Below are 17,389 nucleotides of genomic sequence, written 5' to 3' on the forward strand. Positions count from 1 at the left end.
CCCCGCTCCACCTATATAACATGACAGCGCACCCCGGCCCCCACCTGGCAACCGGGCCCCCCCCCCGCCCCTGAGCCGGAGGGGCCGGCGGGGCACCGCACGTGGCGTGCGGCGCCCGGCCGGCCGGTTCTCCCGTGCCCCGGGTTACGGGACCGGGCCGAGCCGCTTCCAGGGCCGGCCGCCGTTGGCTTCGGCGGTGCCGGGGGTGACGGTGGTGTACCACTGGGCGTACCAGTAGGAGCCCTGGTACTTCACGAACGCGGCCGTCGAGGCGGCCGGATCGCCGGTGAGCAGACGGGTTCCCCGGGCGGTGGCTCCGCCGGAGGCCTCGATGTCGTTGCCGCCGGCGGACCGGATCTTGAACAGGCCGTTGTGCCTCGGTGCGCCGGGAGCGCCCTCGCTGCCGTTGTCGGCGACGGGCACGAGCCGCCACTTCTGCTCGCCGCGCCCGTCGCACGGGAGGGAGGCGACGTCCTGCCGGACGGCGGTAGCCGTCAGGCACCTGCCGCCGCTGCCGACGGTGTAGAGGCCGCCGCCCGCGTCCTGGAACTTCCAGTACTGGTTGGGGTTCTGGTCCATCAGCTCCACGAGGTGGGCCCGGGACTGGTCGGGGTAGTTGTCGATCATCATCGGCTTTCCGGCCGGGCTGTCGCCGTACTCGGCCATCCAGCCCTGGGCGCCCTTGTCGTACAGCCGCCACAGCCGTCCGCCGTCGGGCCGGTAGACCTGGCCCGACTGCCAGTCCGGCGCCTGGCAGGAACTGCCGGCCGCGGGGGCGGGCGGGGTGACGGTCCGCACCTCGCGGCGCTGGTCCCCGGTCGAGCCGAACTCGCGTCCGCCGATCCGGAAGGTGACGTTGGCGGGTCCGGTGACCGGCAGGTAGTACTTCAGCTCGATGTCCCGGGACTTGCCCGGCGCCAGGTCCTCGCAGTAGCCGAGGGTGACGGTCAGCCGGTGGAAGTCCCCCTGGAGTCCGCCTGTGTTGGGGCCGGTGTGGCCGGGGACGAGTCCCTTCATCGGCTTGTAGTCGTTGTCCTTGACGACGGGCGGCGTCGAGGTGGGCAGGTCGAGGGAGATCTCGGTGCCCTGGGCGAGGGTGACCCCGCTGTTGTTGGTGATGCGCAGCTTCGGCTGGACGGGGTAGAAGTCGTTCTCCCCGGTGGGGAACTCCACCAGTTCGGCCTTGACGTCGATCACCTCGGCCGGCTGCGGCCGCCCGCCCGCCTTGGTGTTGCCGGTGGCGCCGGCGCCCCGGAAGGCGTTGTCCAGCCGGGTGGTCAGGTCGTAGCCCATCCCCCACTCCCCGCCCGGGCGTTGGGCGTAGTCGCCGGACAGCTCCCAGATCATCGCGCCGCCGATGCCCTTGTCGACGATGTACCGGGCCTTGGCGTCCAGCGACTGCTCGTTCTCGGTGGACAGGAACACCTTCTTGGTGTCGTTCCACAGCCAGGACGCCCGCAGCGCGTCCGAGTACTTCGGCGTGTACGTCCCCGTCAGCACCCCGCTCGGCAGGTTGGTGTCCACCCCGTACGAGCGCAGGTAGCCGGGCGTGCGTCCGTCCTGGAGGTTCTTGGTGTGCCACAGCGGGTTGGAGCCCGCGCCGACCTCGCGCTCGTTCTCCAGGTCGTGCCAGAGGTTGTCGATCCCGACCGCGCCCAGCCCGCAGGACTGCGCGTTCGCGGGGCCGCGGCCGCCGGTGCCCAGCGGGCACTGCGCCTGGTCCGGCATCGCGGCCGTGCCCCACAGTCCGTCCGTGCCGCCCTGGACGCCGCGCCAGCCGCGGGAGTAGTACGGGATGCCGAGGTTGATCCGGCCGGCCGGCAGGGCGCCGCGGTAGTAGTGGTAGGCCCAGTCGACGTTGAAGTAGCCCTCCTTCTGGTAGTCCTTGGTGTCGGGCGCCGTGTCGTTGTAGATCCCGGCGGCCGCCAGCTCGTTGTCCCGCCCGTCGTCGTACAGCGGGGCCTGCGGGCCGACGAACTTGTTCCACGAGCCGTGCAGGTCGTAGGTCATGACGTTGACGTAGTCCTGGTACTGCAGCGCCTGCCCGGCGTCCAGCCCGCGCACCAGGTAGCCGGAGGAGGAGCCCGCCGAGGTCAGCAGGTAGTAGCGGCCCGACGCGGCGCCGGCCCGGTCCAGCCGCTCGCGCAGGGTCTTCATCAGCGCGTTGTAGCCCTGCTGGAGGCCCTTGCGGCGCGGGTTGGAGACGTCCCAGTCCAGCGGGCTGCCGGTGTTGGGCAGCGCGGTCGGGTACTCGTAGTCGATGTCGACGCCGTTGAACCCGTACCGGTCCAGGAACGCGGTGACGGAGTCCGCGAAGGTGTCGATGCCCGCCTGGTTCACCGAACCGTCGGCGTTGGTGGCCATCGCGTAGAAGTTCCGGGTGCCCTCCCAGCCGCCGACCGAGATCAGCGTCTTCACCGCCGGGTGCTGCTTCTTGTAGGTGTTCAGCAGGTTGAAGTTCCCCTTGTACGGCAGCGCGCCGTCCATGGCGTTCTTCGCCCCCGGCCAGGTCAGGCCGGTCGCCGGGTTGGCCGGGTCGTTCGGGTCGCCGATGCTGATCCGGTTGTCCTGCACGCCGGCGAAGGCGTAGTTGATGTGCGAGACCTTCGACCAGGGGATGTTGGACGCCAGGTACTTGGGGTCGCCGCCCGCGCCGGTGCGCCGGCCGTTGAAGTAGCCCACCACGCGCCGGGTGCGGTTGTTGCCGACCCACTCGCGGCCGGCGCCGTCGTACACGTCGCAGTACCGCGCCGACACGCCCGGGGTCGGGGTCATGCCCTCGGGGCGGCAGTCCCCCGCCGAGGCCGGCTTGGTGCCGCGGTCGTCCGGGGAGGCGTCGAACGGGTCACCCGCGTCGCCGCCCTCGGGCTGGCCCACCGGGCGGGCGGACAGCCGCCACTTCTGCGCGGGGCTCCCGGTGCAGTCCGAGATCTGCAGGGGCCGGGTGGTGTCGGCGCCCGGGACGTCCAGGCACTTGCCCGTGGCCGGGTTCTTCAGCTCCTGGCGCGCCGTGTGGATCCACTGCTGGGCGGAGCTCCCGGTGCACGTGTACAGCTGGACGGGCGTGCCGTTGGCGCTCCTTCCGCCGTCGACGTCCAGGCACTTGGCGAGCGACTGCAGCGTGCCGTCGGTTCCCACCGTCCAGGCCTGGCCGTCGGAGCCGGCGCAGTCCGCCAGCCGGACCGGGGTCCGGTCGTCGCGGCTGCCGCCGCGCGGCTCGACGCACTTGTCGCCCAGGCCGCGGATGGTGCCGGTCTCGGTGCCGGTCCCGTTCGCCCGGAACTTCCAGCGCTGGGCCGGGTCGTCGACGCCGCAGGGCGTCACCGCGAGTGCCTCGCCCTTGCCGCGGGCGGTCAGACAGCCGCCGTCGGTACCGCTGACCAGTGTGTACCAGCCGGTACCGGCGCCCTTGATCTGCCACACCTGGTTGGTGTTGCCCTCCTCCGCCCGGACCAGGTGGGTGGTGTGCGGGCCCGGGTTGTGGTCGACGACCATGTCCGGCGCCGCCGCGGCCGCGAGCCGCCAGTTGCCGCCGCCCAGCGAGCGCGTCACCCAGCGCTGTGCGGGCGAGCCGTCGGGGTCCTGCGCCTGGACGCCGGTTCCCGCGGTGGTGTCGCCGCCGCCGAGGGCCATGGCCACGCCGGTGGCCGAGCGCAGCTCCATCTGCTGGCCCTCGCGCGGGTTGGTGCTCCCGTCCGGCTCGCGCGGGGTGATGACGATCTCGTCGGGGTACTCGATGTACCAGGTCTGCATGTCCTTCATGCGGTCCTCGGAGCAGCCGAAGACGCTGACCCACTTCCCGTCCGCTGTGTCCGTCCCCGGGTCCTGCGTGAGGCACTTGGGCGAGTCGCCGATGGTCAGTCTGACCTTCTTGGCGTCCTCCTCCGTCGGAACGACGGTCCAGCCGGCTTCGGCGCCCGCCAGGTACGTCCACTTGGTGACGGAGCTCCGGTCCAGGAACCCGCCGTTGCGCTGGGACTGCAGGGAGATCTTCGAGCCCACGTTGTGGAGCAGCCACCGCTGGCCCGGACCGGCTTCGTCACGGCGGGTCAGGAGGTAGCTGTTCGGCTTCGTCCCTTCGTCGTCCAGCACCTCCCCCGTCGCGGTGTTGACCAGTCGGACGACACCCTCGCGCCGGGCGGACGCGTCGGGGGTGACGCTCATGCCGTCGCCCGAACCGGCGCAGTTGAAGATGTACTGCTTGGGGTCGGACGCCACGCTCCCGAACTCGGTCAGGCAGCGCGACAACGCCTGCTGACCGAACGCGTTCGGGTGGACGGCCTCCTGGACGTCGCCCTGGGCGGTGCCGCTGAGCCACCCGAGGTTGGGAACGTACGGCACCCACCGGACCCACTCGGCCTTCGCCATCGGCAGCGGCGCGCCGTTGCTGTTCGCGTCCGTCGCCTGCTCCGCGGCCTTCGCGCACAACTCGTGCCCGGCGAAGGCGTCCTGCACGTTCAGGAACTTCGCCCCGACCGACCCCGCCGCCTGCCGCAGCATGTCGGTGATGCGGGGCACCACCGAGTTGCGGGCCCACTCCGCGTCCACGTCGAGGAAGGGACAACCGCCCTTCTTGTACCGGTCGCTGAAGAGCACGCCCTGCGGGTAGCGGAAGTCGTCCTTGGCGGGGAGGGGGCTGGGGTACGACTGGAGCACGATCTTGTAGTCCGACTGGCCGGCGGCCGACATGGTGCTGCGGATCGCGTTCAGCGTCTTGGTGACCTCGGCCCGCACGCCGTTCAGCTCCCTGCCGAACCGCTCCTCCTCCAGATGCTTGCAGGAGGCGTCCAGTCCGAAGAAGGCGCGTGCGCACGTCGACATGATGTCGGAGAACCTCAGGTCGTTGCCCCCGATGGAGACGACGACCATCCGGATGTCGTGGCCGGCCGCGAGGTCGGCCAGTTGCTGGATCTGCGGCTTCTCGCCCTTGAACCCGTCCGAGAGGATGTTCTTGGTGGTGGCCCCCGAGCAGGCGATGTTGAACCGCTGCTCGGGCGGGATGTCCTCGAACTCCGTTCCCTTGATCGGGGCCACGTCGGAGCGGTCGCACGTGTTGCCCTTGAAGTCGTAGGACGTCGCGTCGTACACGCAGTCCTGCTCCGGCCGGCAGCGTGACCGCCGGTCGGTCCCCCAGACGTCCCCCTCCGGCTTGGTGAGGGCGTTGCCCGCCCAGCGGCCGCCTTCGCCGGAGATGTAGCTGTCGCCCATGGAGACGATCGCCGAGGGTCTCGGAGCGCAGGAGTCGCCGGCGAGGGCGGTGGCGACGCGGGCCACCGCGCCGGGAGCCGTGTACACCGTCTGGTTGTCCCACGGGGGCACGCACTCCGGGTTCGCTCGGTCCGCGGAGAAGCGCACCGGGAAGTGGTCGGAGCCGCTGTTGTAACGGGTGGTGGCGACGGTGAGCCGGGTGATCGGGTGGTTGGCCACCATGTAGTCCAGCGCCGCGCCGGCCGTGTAGTGGGTGGGCACGGCGGGACCGTCGGCGTTGCCGCCCTCCCTCGCGAAGTACGTGTGCGTATTGCCCCACCCGAAGTTCTCCGCCGTGCTGTTGAAGTCGCCGAGCGCGCGCCACGGCTCGTGGCCGACCGCGGCCTCGATGGCCTCCATCAGGTCCACGGAGTGCGGATTGGGGGTGGTGTTCGTCCGGATCGAGGCCGCGTGGATGTCGAAGTACCAGACGCCGTTCACCTTGATGCCGAGGGCCGGGCGGGACCTGATCCACCTCGTGGGCCGCCGCTGCAGCTGCGGGGTGACGATCCTGATGTCCTGGATCGCATCGACGGCCTCGCCCCGCACCCAGATCGCCATCGACTTCGTGGTGTTGTAGTCCGGGGCGGGCCGGTTGTCGGGGTCCTCCTCGTCGTCGGGGTCCCCGCCCACGGGCGGGTTCACGGCGGGGCCCCACTGGTTCTTGGGAAGGATCTTCAGGTAGTAGAGCTGTCCGCTCGTCCCCTGCCGCGCGGTCCCGCCCCACCGGGTGGTGTAGAGGCGGTACTTCAGGTTCGGCTCACCGTGTCCGTTCCACTGCTGATCCGCCAGGTTGTCCCTGATGGACTGACGGCCCGGCAGGTTCCTCAGCTCGAACGGAGGGGTGCTGACCTCCTGGAGCGCCACCACATCGGCGTCCTTCAGGAGCGCCGCTCGGACGAACTCCCACTTGTTTCCGCCTTGGGAGTTGAAGCTCACCGCCCGCTGCTGCATCGCCGTCTCGGCGACGATCGCCGCAGCCGGCCCGGGTGGCAGCAGCAGCGCCTGCAACAGACCCGCGATCAGGGCCAGCCCCAGTAACTGGCCCCACATCCGGCGTCGGCCCGGGCGGTGGGTCCGCCGGCTCAGCCCTTGCATGGTCATGTACTCCGTTCCTCAATGGGACCGCTCAGGAACGGATCGTCGGCGAAGCCGGTACGCAGCCGGTCGACACGGCGTCAATCGGCGTGGACGGCCACGGTCCGAACCCTCTCGCGCGGAGCGTCTCAACGCGGTCGGCCGGGCGAACGGCGGGGCCCCAGGAGCGGTGAACGCTCCCGGGGCCCCGCGTCGTCGGCTCAGCGGGTCATCAACGGCCCTGGAGGGACTTGACGTTGTCGCCGAAGGACCAGCCCTTCGAGCCGTCCCAGTTGATCGACCAGGTCATCAGGCCCTTCAGCTGGCCGCTGAAGGAGCTCCACGACTGGCTGACCAGGCTCGGCGCCATGTAGCCGCCGCCGGCGCCGGGCTGGGCCGGCAGGCCGGGCACCTGCTTGTCGTAGGGCACCTTGATGGTGGTGCCCTGGATGGTCAGGCCGTTGTTCAGGCAGGTGGTCTGCGCGGTGAAGCCCTGCACGGTGCCGGCCTGGTAGGAGTCACCGGAGCAGCCGTACATGCTGCCGTTGTAGTACTGCATGTTCAGCCACCACAGCTGGCCGTTGTCGACGTACTTCTTGATGATCGGAAGGTAGGAGCCCCAGATCGAGCCGTAGGTGACGCTGCCGCCGGTGACGTACGCGGTCTCGGGCGCCATGGTCAGGCCGAAGCCGGCCGGCATCTGGGCGAGCACGCCGTCGATGATGCGGATCAGGTTGGACTGCGAGGCGGACAGCGTGTTGATGCTGCCGCTGCTGGAGAGGCCGGTCTCGATGTCGATGTCGATGCCGTCGAAGTTGTACTTCTTCAGGATCGGGACGATGGTCGCCACGAACTTGTCGGCGACGGAGCTGGAGCTCAGGTCGATGCCCGCGGCGGCGCCGCCGATCGACATCAGGATCGTCGCGCCGGCGGCCTTGGCCTGGCACATCTCGGCGGGGGTGGAGACCTTCACGTTGGCGTCCATGCCGTCCTCCCAGAGGACGGTGCCGTCGGAGCGGATCACCGGGAAGGCGGCGTTGATGACGTTGTAGCCGTGCGCGGCCATCCGGCTGTCGGTGATGGGGGTCCATCCCATGCCCGGGTGGACGCCGTTGGAGGCGCCGTCCCAGTTCTCCCAGTAGCCCTGCAGCACCTTGCCCGAGGGCTTGGGCTTGGTCGGGCAGGTGGAGCCCGGCGGGGTGGTCGGCGGGGTGGTGGGAGGCGTCGTCGGCGGGGTGGTGGGCGGGGTGGTCGGCGGCGTCGTGGGAGGCGTCGTCGGCGGGGTGGTGGGCGGCGTGGTCGGGGGCGTGGTGGTGCCGCCGGGGCCGGAGAGCACCACGTCGTCCGCGTAGAACGCGGGCTGGCCGTACCAGCCGTGCAGGAAGACGGTCACCGAGGTGGTGGTCGCCCCGGTGGAGAAGTTGACGCTGAGCTGGCTGTACGACGCGCTGTTGCCCGTCCAGGTGGACGTCGTGCCGCCGAGGCCGGTGCCGGTGGCGCCCAGGTAGACGTAGCTGCCCTGGACGAACGCGCTCAGCGTGTACTGCGAGTTGGGCTGCACGCTGATGGTCTGGGTGCACTGGGCGGTGTCCTGGCCGGTCGGCGTGGCCTGGAGCGCCGAGGTGCCGCTGTGCACCGGGCTGCCGACGGTCGCGCCGGAGCCGCCGGAGCAGTTCCAGTCGGAGAGTCCGTTCTCGAAACCGGGGTTGGCCACCAGGTTGGGGGTGGCGGCACCGGCGTTGACCGTGCCGGCCACGGCGAGGCCCGCACCGATCACGGCGGCGGCGCTCACCACCGCGAGGGAGCGCATCAGGACGGTCGATCCGGGCTGGGCGCCGCTGGTCCTGGGCAGCTGCGTTGCGCGCTCCACGACCGCCCGCTGCGGCTGTGGGGTACGCGACCTCCGACGGAACATGCTGTGCTCGCTTCCCGCCGGGCGTCATGGACATGACCGTCGCTGTGGGGGCGCGGCGCCCGGCTCATGGGTGGGGACATGTGGGGATGTGCCGGTCCGGATCGTAGGAGCGACGGCAAGGCCAGTCAATAGGTCTGGACCAATGCCGGGTCGAACCACGGTACTCCCGGCCCGGATCGGCGACCGCCGGCGGTCACCGCGCGGGCGGGTCCGCGCGGGTGAACACCGGGCCCGCGGCGCGGCGGTGGCCGGGCGGACCGCCGCCGTCCTGCTACAAGCGGAGCGTGAACTTCCGACAGCGGGAAGGGCGGCGGGAATGATCGTCGAGGATGTCCGGAACGAACCCGTCGCCGCCGGCCGGCGCCTGTCGGCGGCGGTCCGGGCCACGGCCGAACTGCCTTCGGCGCGGCTCCACTTCACCGTGCCCGGCGGTGCGGACGACTGGCTGCCGGAGCGCGGTGACGCCTTCCTCGCCGCGCTGCTGATGCCGGCCATGAGCCTCGGCGAGGAGCTGGTGGTCGACGCCCCGGTCTCCGCCCGGCTGCTGCGGTCGGCGCGGACCGTGATGGAGATCTACGCGGCCTGGTGGGCCCGGTTGCGGGAGGTCCGGCTGACGGTGGGCGAGCCCGTCGAGGCGACGCGCGGGCAGGACGGCGTGGGGCTGTTCTTCACCCTGGGCGTGGACTCCTTCTACAGCCTGCTCGGGGACCGCGAGCGCCGTGCGGAGCCCGCCCACCGGCCGGTCTCCGAGCTGCTGTTCGTGAACTTCGAGCAGCACACCGGGCCGGACTACGAGCACCTGCTCGGCCGGGTCCGGCTGGTGGCCGGGCGCAGCGGCTGCCGGGCCGTCCCGGTGGAGACCAACCTGCGTGCCCTCACGGCCCCGCTGGTCCGCTGGGAGGACTACCACGGGGCGGCGCTCGCCGCCACCGCGCTGGCCCTGCAGGGCCTGCTCGGCCGCTGCCTGATCGCGGCCAGCTTCGAGTACCGGCATCTCCCCCCGTACGGTTCGCATCCGGTGCTGGACCACCTGTGGTCCACCGAGGCGCTGGACGTCGTGCACGACGGCGCCGGTGCCACCAGGACGCAGAAGGTGGCGCGCCGGCTGGCCCGCTCCGAACTCGCCCTGCGGCAGCTGGCGGTGTGCTGGCGCGGCCGGCCCGGGCAGAACTGCGGGGCATGCGAGAAGTGCCTGCGGACCATGGTCACCCTCGAGCTGGCCGGGGTGCTCGGGCGCTGCGGGACGCTGCCCGGCGTGCTCGACCTCGAGCGGCTGGGCAGCGTCCCGATGCACTCGGCGGACGCCCGGGAGGCGATGCGCGAGGTCGCCCTCGAGGCCCGGGCCGGCGGACGCCCCGAACTCGCCGAGGCGGCCGAGCTGGCGGCGGACCGTCATGGGCCCCTCCCCCGTGCGGCGGTGACGCGGTGACCGGGTTCGGCCGGTGGGCCGGCCTCGGACACCGGCTCGGCGAGGTGCTCGGCGCCCTGGTCGCGCCGTCGAGCCGCTGCGCGCTGCTGGGCTTCCCCGACTACGGAAACGTCGGCGACAGCGCCATCTGGCTGGGTGCGCGCACGCTGCTGGCCGAGCTGGGCGCCGAGGTCGTCTACACCGCCGACCACCACGACTTCGACCCGGCGGCGCTGGCCGAACGGCTGCCGAACGGCACCATCCTGCTCACCGGCGGCGGCAATCTGGGCGACCTGTGGCCGAGCCACCAGCGCATGCGCGAGCAGGTGATCAGCGCCTTCCCCGGGCACCGGATCGTCCAGTTGCCGCAGTCCGTGCACTTCGGCGACCCGGCTGCCCTCGCCCGGGCCCGGGCGGTCTTCGACGCGCACCCCGATCTGGTCCTGCTGCTGCGCGACGGACCGAGCCTGCGCGCGGCCCGCCGGGCCTTCCGCGCCCCCGCCCTGCTCGCCCCGGACTGCGCCTTCGCGATGAACGGCGTGCCCCGCCTCGCCCGGCCCGAGCGGCGGATCCTGTGGCTGCGGCGTGCGGACCACGAGTCGGCCGGCCACCCGGGGCCGGACCCGCACGCCGAGGTGCACCGGACCGACTGGACCGGGCAGGAGGGCGCCGAGCCGGGCTGGGCCGCCGAGGCCCTGGCCGTGCGGCAGCGGATCGCGGCGGCCTCGGCCGAGGTCCGCCGGACGGCGGCCGGCGCGGCGGTCGCCGAACTCGCCGCGGCCCAGGACCGCCATGCCGAACTCCAGCTCCGGCGCGGCTGCCGACTGCTCGGCAGCGCCGAGGCGGTGGTCACCGACCGGCTGCACGGGCACCTGCTGAGTCTGCTGCTCGGTCTGCCGCACGTGGTGCTCGACGACCGGAACGGCAAGGTCGGCGGCTACTGGCGGACCTGGGGGCACGAGCGACACCGGTCCGTCACCCGGCGGGCGCCGGACGCCGACCGGGCGCTGCGGGCCGCCGCCGCGCTGCTCGCCGACCCGGCCACGCCCCGGCCGGCCCGGGAGGGCTGAGCACCGGCCACCGGCGGGGGCTTCAGAGGGGGCGTCAACGGGGGCGTCAGCGGGAAGGGCGTCAGCGGGAGCGGTCGAGCGCCAGCAGCGCCGCGCCGATCGCGCCGGCGTCGTTGGCGAAGCGGGCCGCCAGCACGGGCACCGGCGGGCGGTCGCCGGGCGCGTAGAGCCTGCGGGCGAACTCGGCGCGCGCCGGGGCGAGCAGCAGGTCACCGGCGGCGACCGGGCCGCCTCCGACGATCACCACGGCGGGGTCGAACAGATTGGCCAGGGCGGCCAGGCCGACGCCGGTCAGCGTGCCGATCCGGCCCAGGATCTCCAGCGCCCGGTGGTCGCCGCGGCGGGCGGCCTCCGTGACGGCCTCTCCGGCGTCCGGCCGGCCCTCACCGGCCCGGCCGCGCGCGTCGATCGGGCCGCTCTCGCCGACCAGTCGGGCCAGTGGGGAGCCCGGGAGGTCCGCGGCGGCCTGCCGTCCGAGCCTCGCGATGGCGGCCCCGGAGGCCGCGACACCCCAGCACCCGCGGTTTCCGCACTCGCACCACGGTCCCCCCGGATCGACGGTCAGATGGCTGGCCTCGGCCGCGAAGCCGTGCGCGCCGTGCAGCGGCCGCCCGCCGACCAGCACCCCGCACCCCAGCCCCGTGCCCAGCGTCACCAGCACCAGGTGGTCGTGCCCCCGCCCGGCGCCGAGCCGGTACTCGGCCCACGCGGCGACGTTGGCGTCGTTGTCCGTCACCACCGGCAGCCCCACCGCGTCCGCGATCAGCTCCCGCAGCGGCGCCCGCGCGAACTCCAGGCCGGGCGCGAAGGCCAGCGCGCCGGTCCGGGAATCGACCATCCCCGGCAGCCCGACGCCGACCGCGGTGACCCGCTCGCCGCGCACCCGCGCCACGAGTCCGGCCACGGCGGCGACCAGTTCCTCCGCCGTACGGCGCGGCGTGGCACAGCGGGCCCGCGCCGACACCGCGCCGTCGGCCGTCACCCGCACCGCCGCGGTCTTGGTGGCGCCGACATCGATGCCGACCGCCTCGGCCGGGGAGGCGGTCATGCCGCCTCCGGCAGGACCACCCGGGCCCGGCCCGGCCCCGCGGCGGTCCGCACCTCGAAGCCGCCCGGTCCGCGCAGGGCGGACAGGTCGCACGGCCGATCGGAGGCCAGCAGATCACCGCCCACCCGGACCCGGACCGGCAGCCGGGCACCGCTCCGCTCGTCGATCCCCTTCACGTAGCAGGCCGCGAGCCGTCCGTGGGACACCTGGACGACGGCGCAGCCGCCGCTCACCAGGTCGGCGGTGACCGGGTGTTCCCCGCACACGGTGCGGGCCCGCAGGGGGGAGTCCGTGCGGTTGAAGAGGAAGACGAGCACCTCCTCGGGGTCCGCGGCGGTCCTGCGCAGTTCGAGCCACGGCCCCGGTCGGGCCCGCACGGGGGCGTCGTGGCTCCCGTGCAGCCAGTCCTCGACGGCCGCGCCGAGGGACCGCCCGCCGGGGGCCACCGTGCGCACGCGGCCGTCGCCGTGCCGGCGGACCGCGGCGGCCAGCTCGGTGCAGGAGCGCAGGTCCTCGTCCAGCGCGGGAGGTTCACCCACCAGGAGCAGCGCTCCTCCCCGCTCGGCGAACCGGGCGAGCCGCCGTTGCAGGGCCCGTTCCATGAACCGGCCCGACACGGTGACCAGCGGCCCCGACCCGGGGTCGGGGCCCGCCCGGCCGGTGAGCTCGGCCAGCCGGAAGGGCAGGTTCCGCCGCAGGCAGTGGGCGACGAAGGGCACCAGGGTGCGGGCGGCCGAGGGCACGGGCCGCTCGCCGTCCGCCGTCCCCTCCCACGCCCCGACCGCCGCGTACGGCGGGTGGACGCCCCAGCACACGCCGGGCTCCGGGCGGGAGAGGGCCAGCGGCTCCTGCCGTCCGGCCAGGAAGTGGGTCAGCACCCGCAGCGCGGCGAAGGCCGGGCCGGGGGCGGCGTCGAGGCGGATCGGGGCGGCGTCCCCGTACGGCGGAGAGAACTGCGCGGGGTCACCGGCCGGGCCGCCGAGCCGGGAACCGTCCACCGCGAGGTGCGGGCCCCAGCCCTCGGTGGCGCAGGCCGGGTAGACGCTGATGCCGGTCGCCCCGCAGGCCACGCCGAGCAGGGTCTGATGGATCGGCACCACCGGGAAGGCGCAGCCCGGATCCGCCCAGCGCAGCCCCCAGTTCTCCTCGATGTTGGGGCCGGGCCCGCCCTTGGCCGCCAGCACGTAGTTGACCAGGGCCTCCTCCTCGGAGAGCACCGGGCCGGTCCAGCTGGTGTAGGCGCGGGGCAGCCCGGTCGCCGCGCCCACCCGGTTCCTGGCCAGCCAGGCGTCGTGGCGTCCGGCGGCCCGGCCGGGCACGCGGTCCGCCCTGGCCGGCGGCGAGTAGCTGGTGAAGACGGGGAGGTCCGCGCCGAGCGCCTCGGCCAGCCGCGCCATCCCGGCGGTGAGCGATTCGGCGGACCACCGGCCCCAGCTCACCAGGGAGCGCAGTCCTTCGGCGGAGAGCCGGTCCTCCGCCCGGGTGGGCGCGGCCACGCCGGGGGCGAAGCCGTCGAAGCCGTCGGTGCCCGGCCGCGAGTAGTCGAGCGCGTCGATCGGCAGCGCGGTCTCGCCGTAGTGGCCCTCGTTGCCGATCTGGGCGGCGACGAGGGGTCCGTGCGGATGGGTGAACGGCCGCAGGAACAGGCCGACGGCGCGCAGCCAGTCCAGGGCGTCGGCGAGGAAGCCCGGGTCCAGGGCCGAGGGCAGTGTGTACCGGTCGCAGGGCAGCGGCCGGCCGTCGGCGGAGCGGGCGGCGGACCGCTCCGGGTCGAGCGTCGGGCTGAGCCGGTCGGGCAGCCCGCCGAAGGGCAGTTCGGCGTGCACATAGGGGCCGGGCTTCAGCACCGCGAGCAGCCCGGTCGCCGCGACCAGCTCCAGGAAGCCGGCCAGATCGCGGTTGCCGTCGCCGTCGAAGCACCACCGGCGGCCGTCGCTCCGGGCGATCTCGTGGTGGCGCCAGGGGACGTAGCTGGTCACGACCTCGATGCCGGCCTCGCGCATGGCGCGCAGCTTCGGCGCCCAGCGGCCCGGGCGGTCCCGGTAGTAGGGGTACTCGCCGGTGATCAGGAACCGGGGCCGGCCGTCCAGCCACAGGGTGCCGTCCAGGAAGCGGGGCCTCATGGGGCGGGGCTCCCGTCCGTGCCGAGCAGCACCTTCATGGCGCGGTACCCGTCCGCCTCCGGCCGGGCCGGCCCGGGCGGGACGACGGCCAGCAGCGCGAGGGCCTCGGCGTACCGTTCGAGCGGCAGCACATGGGTCACCAGCGTCTCCAGCGGCAGTTCCCGCGCGAGGTCCACCGCCAGGGCGAAGTCCGCCGGCCGGTACGGTCCCGCCCCCACCAGGCGGATCCCCCTGGTCACCAGGGACCGCAGCGGCACGGTGGCGACGCCGGCCTCCTTCTCGCCCATCACCACGACGGTGCCGCCGGCCGCCACCGTGCCGAGCACGTCCCCGGGCAGCGACCCGGTGGTGTCGACGGCGACGTCGGGCGTGCCCGACGCGGCCGCCTCCGCCGCGGCCAGCACCCGGACCGTGCGCGGCAGCAGCATCCGGGCGAGTTCCACCCGGCCCGGATCGCGCTCGGCCAGCGTGACCCGGGCGCCGCGCCGGGCCAGGACCAGTGCGCACAGCGCGCCGATCGGACCGGCGCCGACCACGAGCACCCGGTCGTCCCAGCGCGGCCGGGCCGCCGCCAGGTTGTTCAGCACGCAGGCGAGCGGTTCCACCAGGGCCCCGCGCCGGTAGGACACCGCGTCGGGCAGCCGGTGGACGAAGCGTTCGGGCGCGACGGCGAAGCCGGCCATCGTGCCGTCCCGGTCGACGCCGAGCTCCCGGCCCTCCTTGGCCCCGCAGTGGGCCGGCATGCCGCGTCGGCAGGGGCGGCACCGGTCGCAGTGGTAGGTCGGGTTGATCACCACCCGGTCGCCCGGCGCCACGGCGGTGACGCCGGCCCCGACCGCGGCCACCGCGCCGACCGCCTCGTGCCCGAGCACCACACCCCGCCGGGCGGGGAACTCGCCCAGCAGGATCGCCCGGTCCGTGCCGCAGATGCCGCTGACCGCCACCTCGACCAGGACCTCGTCCGCCTCGTAGGAGGGGACGGCGCGATCGTGGATGCCGGGCAGGCCCACGTCCTCGAACACGACGGCCTTCATCGCAGCCTCCCACCGGTTCGTCCCCCAACAGTGCCATAGGGTGTCCGATATGAACCGGTACGGGCGGCCGACTGGGTGGGAGGCACCGGCGGGCCCCGGTCCGAGGATCCTGCTGATCGGCGCGTCGGGGTTCGTGGGCGGCGGCCTCTGGAGCCACCTGGCCCCCCGCCACGCGGTGGTCGGCACCTACGCCACCCGGGCGGCCCCGGGCCTGGTCCGGCTGGATCTGCGCGACGAGACCGGGCTGGCGGCGCTCGCGGCCGACGGCTTCGACCTGGTCGTGCACGCGGCCGGCCTGGTCCCCCTGGAGGCGGCCGAGGCCGATCCCGCCCGGGCCCGCCTCCTCAACGTCCGCCCCGTCGAGGTGCTGCTGGACGCCCTGCGCGGCTCGGCGGCGAAGCTCGTCCTGCTGTCCAGCGACAACGTCTTCGACGGCACCCGCCCCCGGTACACCGAGGCCGACCCGCGCTCCCCCGTGAACGTCTACGGGCGGACCAAGGCGGCGGCCGAGGACCTGCTGCTCGCCAAGGGCGGACACCTGATCGTGCGGCTCCCGCTGGTCTTCGGGCGCGGCCCCTGGGCGAACAGCTTCCTGGCCCGTCTGGCCGCACCGACCACCCCCGCCCGCACCGACCTGGTCTGCGCCCCCGTCTACCTCCCCAGCATCGGCCCGGCCCTGGCCCGGCTGTGGCACCGCACGGGGATCCTGCACTACGGCGGCGCCGACGTGGTGACCCGCTTCGAGCTGATGTCCCGGGTCCAGCGGGCCCTGGACCTGCCGACCCGGGTGGTGCCCGCCCACGGCCCGCAGGCCCACGCCGAGTGCCCCCGCCCGCCGCGGCTCGTCCTGCGCAGCACCCGACACCGCCTGCTGGGCCCCACCCTGGACACCGCGCTCGCCCACCTGGCGGCCCTGGGCGGCGGTCCCGGCGCGTCGTGATCGACGGCACCTGGCTCCTCGGGCGTCCCACTTCGCCGAAATTTACCCCCGGGGGTATGGTGGAGAGCGAACGGATACCCCACTGGGTATTTGGAATCGGATCATCGGATGCAGGAGCGACCCACGGTGTTCTTCGCCCAGTACTACCTCGACTGCCTCTCCCAGGCCTCCTACCTGGTCGCCGACGAGACCACCGGCCGCGCCGTGGTGATCGACCCGCGCCGGGACATCGACGAGTACGTCGCCGACGCCGAGGCGCACGGCTTCACCGTCGAGGCGGTCATCAACACCCACTTCCACGCCGACTTCCTGGCCGGGCACCTGGAGCTGGCGGACCGCACCGGCGCGTGGATCGGCTACGGCCACCGGGCGGTGACCGAGTACCCGATCCGCAAGCTCGCCGACGGCGAGCGGATCGGCCTGGGCGAGGTCACCCTGCAGATCATGGAGACCCCCGGACACACCCCCGAGTCGATCAGCGTCCTGGTGTTCGAGCACTCCCGGGACACCGTCCCCTACGGCGTGCTGACCGGCGACGCGCTGTTCATCGGCGACGTCGGGCGCCCCGACCTGCTGGCCTCGGCCGGCACCACCGCCGAGGAGCTCGGCCGGATGCTCCACCACAGCGTCCAGCACAAGCTGATGGGCCTGCCCGACGAGGTCCGGGTCTTCCCCGCCCACGGCGCCGGCTCGTCCTGCGGCAAGAACCTGTCCACCGAGCGCCAGTCCACCATCGGCGCCCAGCGCGCCACCAACTACGCCTGCGCGCCGATGAGCGAGGACGCGTTCGTCGCGATCGTCACGGCCGGCCAGTCCACCGCGCCCGGGTACTTCGGCCACGACGCCGCGCTCAACCGGCAGGACCGCGGCCTGTTCGACCCCGCGCTCGCCCACCGCCCACTGACCGCCGAGGAGTTCGCGGCCCGCCGGCAGGACGGAGCTGTGGTGGTCGACGCCCGCAGCCCGCAGGAGTTCGCCGCCGGACACCTGCGCGGGGCCGTCAACGTGCCCGCCGACGGCCGCTTCGCCGAGCAGGCCGGCGCCGTGCTCCGGCCGGACGCCGCACTGCTCGTCGTCGCGCCGGACGGCCGCGAGGGCGAGATCGTCACCCGCCTCGCCCGCATCGGCTTCGACCGCACCGTCGGCCACCTGGCCGAGCCCGAGGCGAGCCTGCCCGCGCTCGCCGACCAGCTCACCCCCGCCGCCCGCCTCACCGTGGACCAGTTGCGCACCGCCCTCGCCACCGACCGCCCCCCGCTGGTGCTCGACGTCCGCACCTGCGGCGAGCGCGCCGAGGGCGCCGTCGAGGGCTCCGTGCACATCGCGCTCAACGAGCTCCCCTCCCGTCTCGCCGAGATCCCGCGGGACCGTGCGCTGGTCGTCCACTGCGCCGGCGGCCACCGCTCCTCCATCGCCGCCAGCCTGCTGCGCCACCACGGCCTCGACGAGGTCTCCGACCTGCTCGGCGGCTACGCCGCGTGGGACCAGGCGCACCGGCCGACGGCGGTCTGAGCCGCCCGCGCGAAA

Annotated in this window: 8 protein-coding genes and 2 pseudogenes; 4 read left to right on the forward strand and 6 right to left on the reverse strand. The window is 73.8% G+C overall.

Annotation, left to right across the window (positions count from 1 at the left end; translation table 11 throughout):
• Positions 1-144 precede the first annotated feature (144 nt).
• The 3 genes and pseudogenes from ABZW10_RS06575 to ABZW10_RS06585 all read right to left on the reverse strand — a co-directional run.
• The gene (locus ABZW10_RS06575) at positions 145-6,351 is read right to left on the reverse strand and encodes a glycosyl hydrolase family 18 protein (RefSeq protein ID WP_355360947.1); all 6,207 of its coding nucleotides are present in this window, start codon (positions 6,349-6,351) and stop codon (positions 145-147) included.
• A gap of 205 nt (positions 6,352-6,556) precedes the next feature.
• A pseudogene (locus ABZW10_RS06580) lies at positions 6,557-7,510 on the reverse strand (chitinase); the annotation flags it as partial.
• A 195-nt stretch (positions 7,511-7,705) separates the two neighbouring features.
• Positions 7,706-8,239 (reverse strand): annotated as a pseudogene (locus ABZW10_RS06585) (carbohydrate binding domain-containing protein); the annotation flags it as partial.
• 316 nt (positions 8,240-8,555) lie between these two features.
• Between ABZW10_RS06585 and ABZW10_RS06590 the strand changes: the two are divergent.
• Both ABZW10_RS06590 and ABZW10_RS06595 read left to right on the forward strand, forming a co-directional pair.
• Positions 8,556-9,668: a hypothetical protein gene (locus tag ABZW10_RS06590; protein ID WP_355360950.1), complete on the forward strand. Its 1,113-nt coding sequence runs from the start codon at positions 8,556-8,558 to the stop codon at positions 9,666-9,668.
• Positions 9,665-10,717, forward strand: coding sequence for a polysaccharide pyruvyl transferase family protein (locus ABZW10_RS06595; protein WP_355360953.1), 1,053 nt, complete (start codon positions 9,665-9,667; stop codon positions 10,715-10,717). Before ABZW10_RS06590 ends, ABZW10_RS06595 begins: the two co-directional genes overlap by 4 nt.
• A 61-nt stretch (positions 10,718-10,778) precedes the next feature.
• Here the strand turns inward: ABZW10_RS06595 and ABZW10_RS06600 are convergent, their stop codons facing one another.
• The 3 genes from ABZW10_RS06600 to ABZW10_RS06610 are packed head-to-tail and all read right to left on the reverse strand — an operon-like array spanning position 10,779 to position 14,922.
• A complete protein-coding gene (locus ABZW10_RS06600) occupies positions 10,779-11,765 on the reverse strand; it encodes an ROK family protein (RefSeq protein WP_355360956.1) in 987 nt (328 codons plus the stop codon).
• Positions 11,762-13,888: a beta-galactosidase gene (locus tag ABZW10_RS06605; protein WP_355360959.1), complete on the reverse strand. Its 2,127-nt coding sequence runs from the start codon at positions 13,886-13,888 to the stop codon at positions 11,762-11,764. The genes ABZW10_RS06600 and ABZW10_RS06605 overlap by 4 nt, the downstream gene beginning before the upstream one ends.
• The gene (locus ABZW10_RS06610; protein WP_355360962.1) at positions 13,885-14,922 is read right to left on the reverse strand and encodes an alcohol dehydrogenase catalytic domain-containing protein; all 1,038 of its coding nucleotides are present in this window, start codon (positions 14,920-14,922) and stop codon (positions 13,885-13,887) included. The genes ABZW10_RS06605 and ABZW10_RS06610 overlap by 4 nt, the downstream gene beginning before the upstream one ends.
• A gap of 49 nt (positions 14,923-14,971) precedes the next feature.
• On the opposite strand from ABZW10_RS06610, the gene ABZW10_RS06615 reads away from it, so the two are divergent.
• Entirely contained in the window at positions 14,972-15,862 is an 891-nt protein-coding gene (locus ABZW10_RS06615; RefSeq protein WP_355360965.1) for a sugar nucleotide-binding protein, read from the forward strand.
• Positions 15,863-15,988: 126 nt separating this feature from the next.
• Entirely contained in the window at positions 15,989-17,374 is a 1,386-nt protein-coding gene (locus ABZW10_RS06620) for a rhodanese-like domain-containing protein (protein ID WP_355361527.1), read from the forward strand.
• Positions 17,375-17,389 lie beyond the last annotated feature (15 nt).

Origin of the sequence: Kitasatospora sp. NPDC004723, from assembly GCF_040609255.1 — a bacterium.
Lineage (GTDB): Bacteria > Actinomycetota > Actinomycetes > Streptomycetales > Streptomycetaceae > Kitasatospora.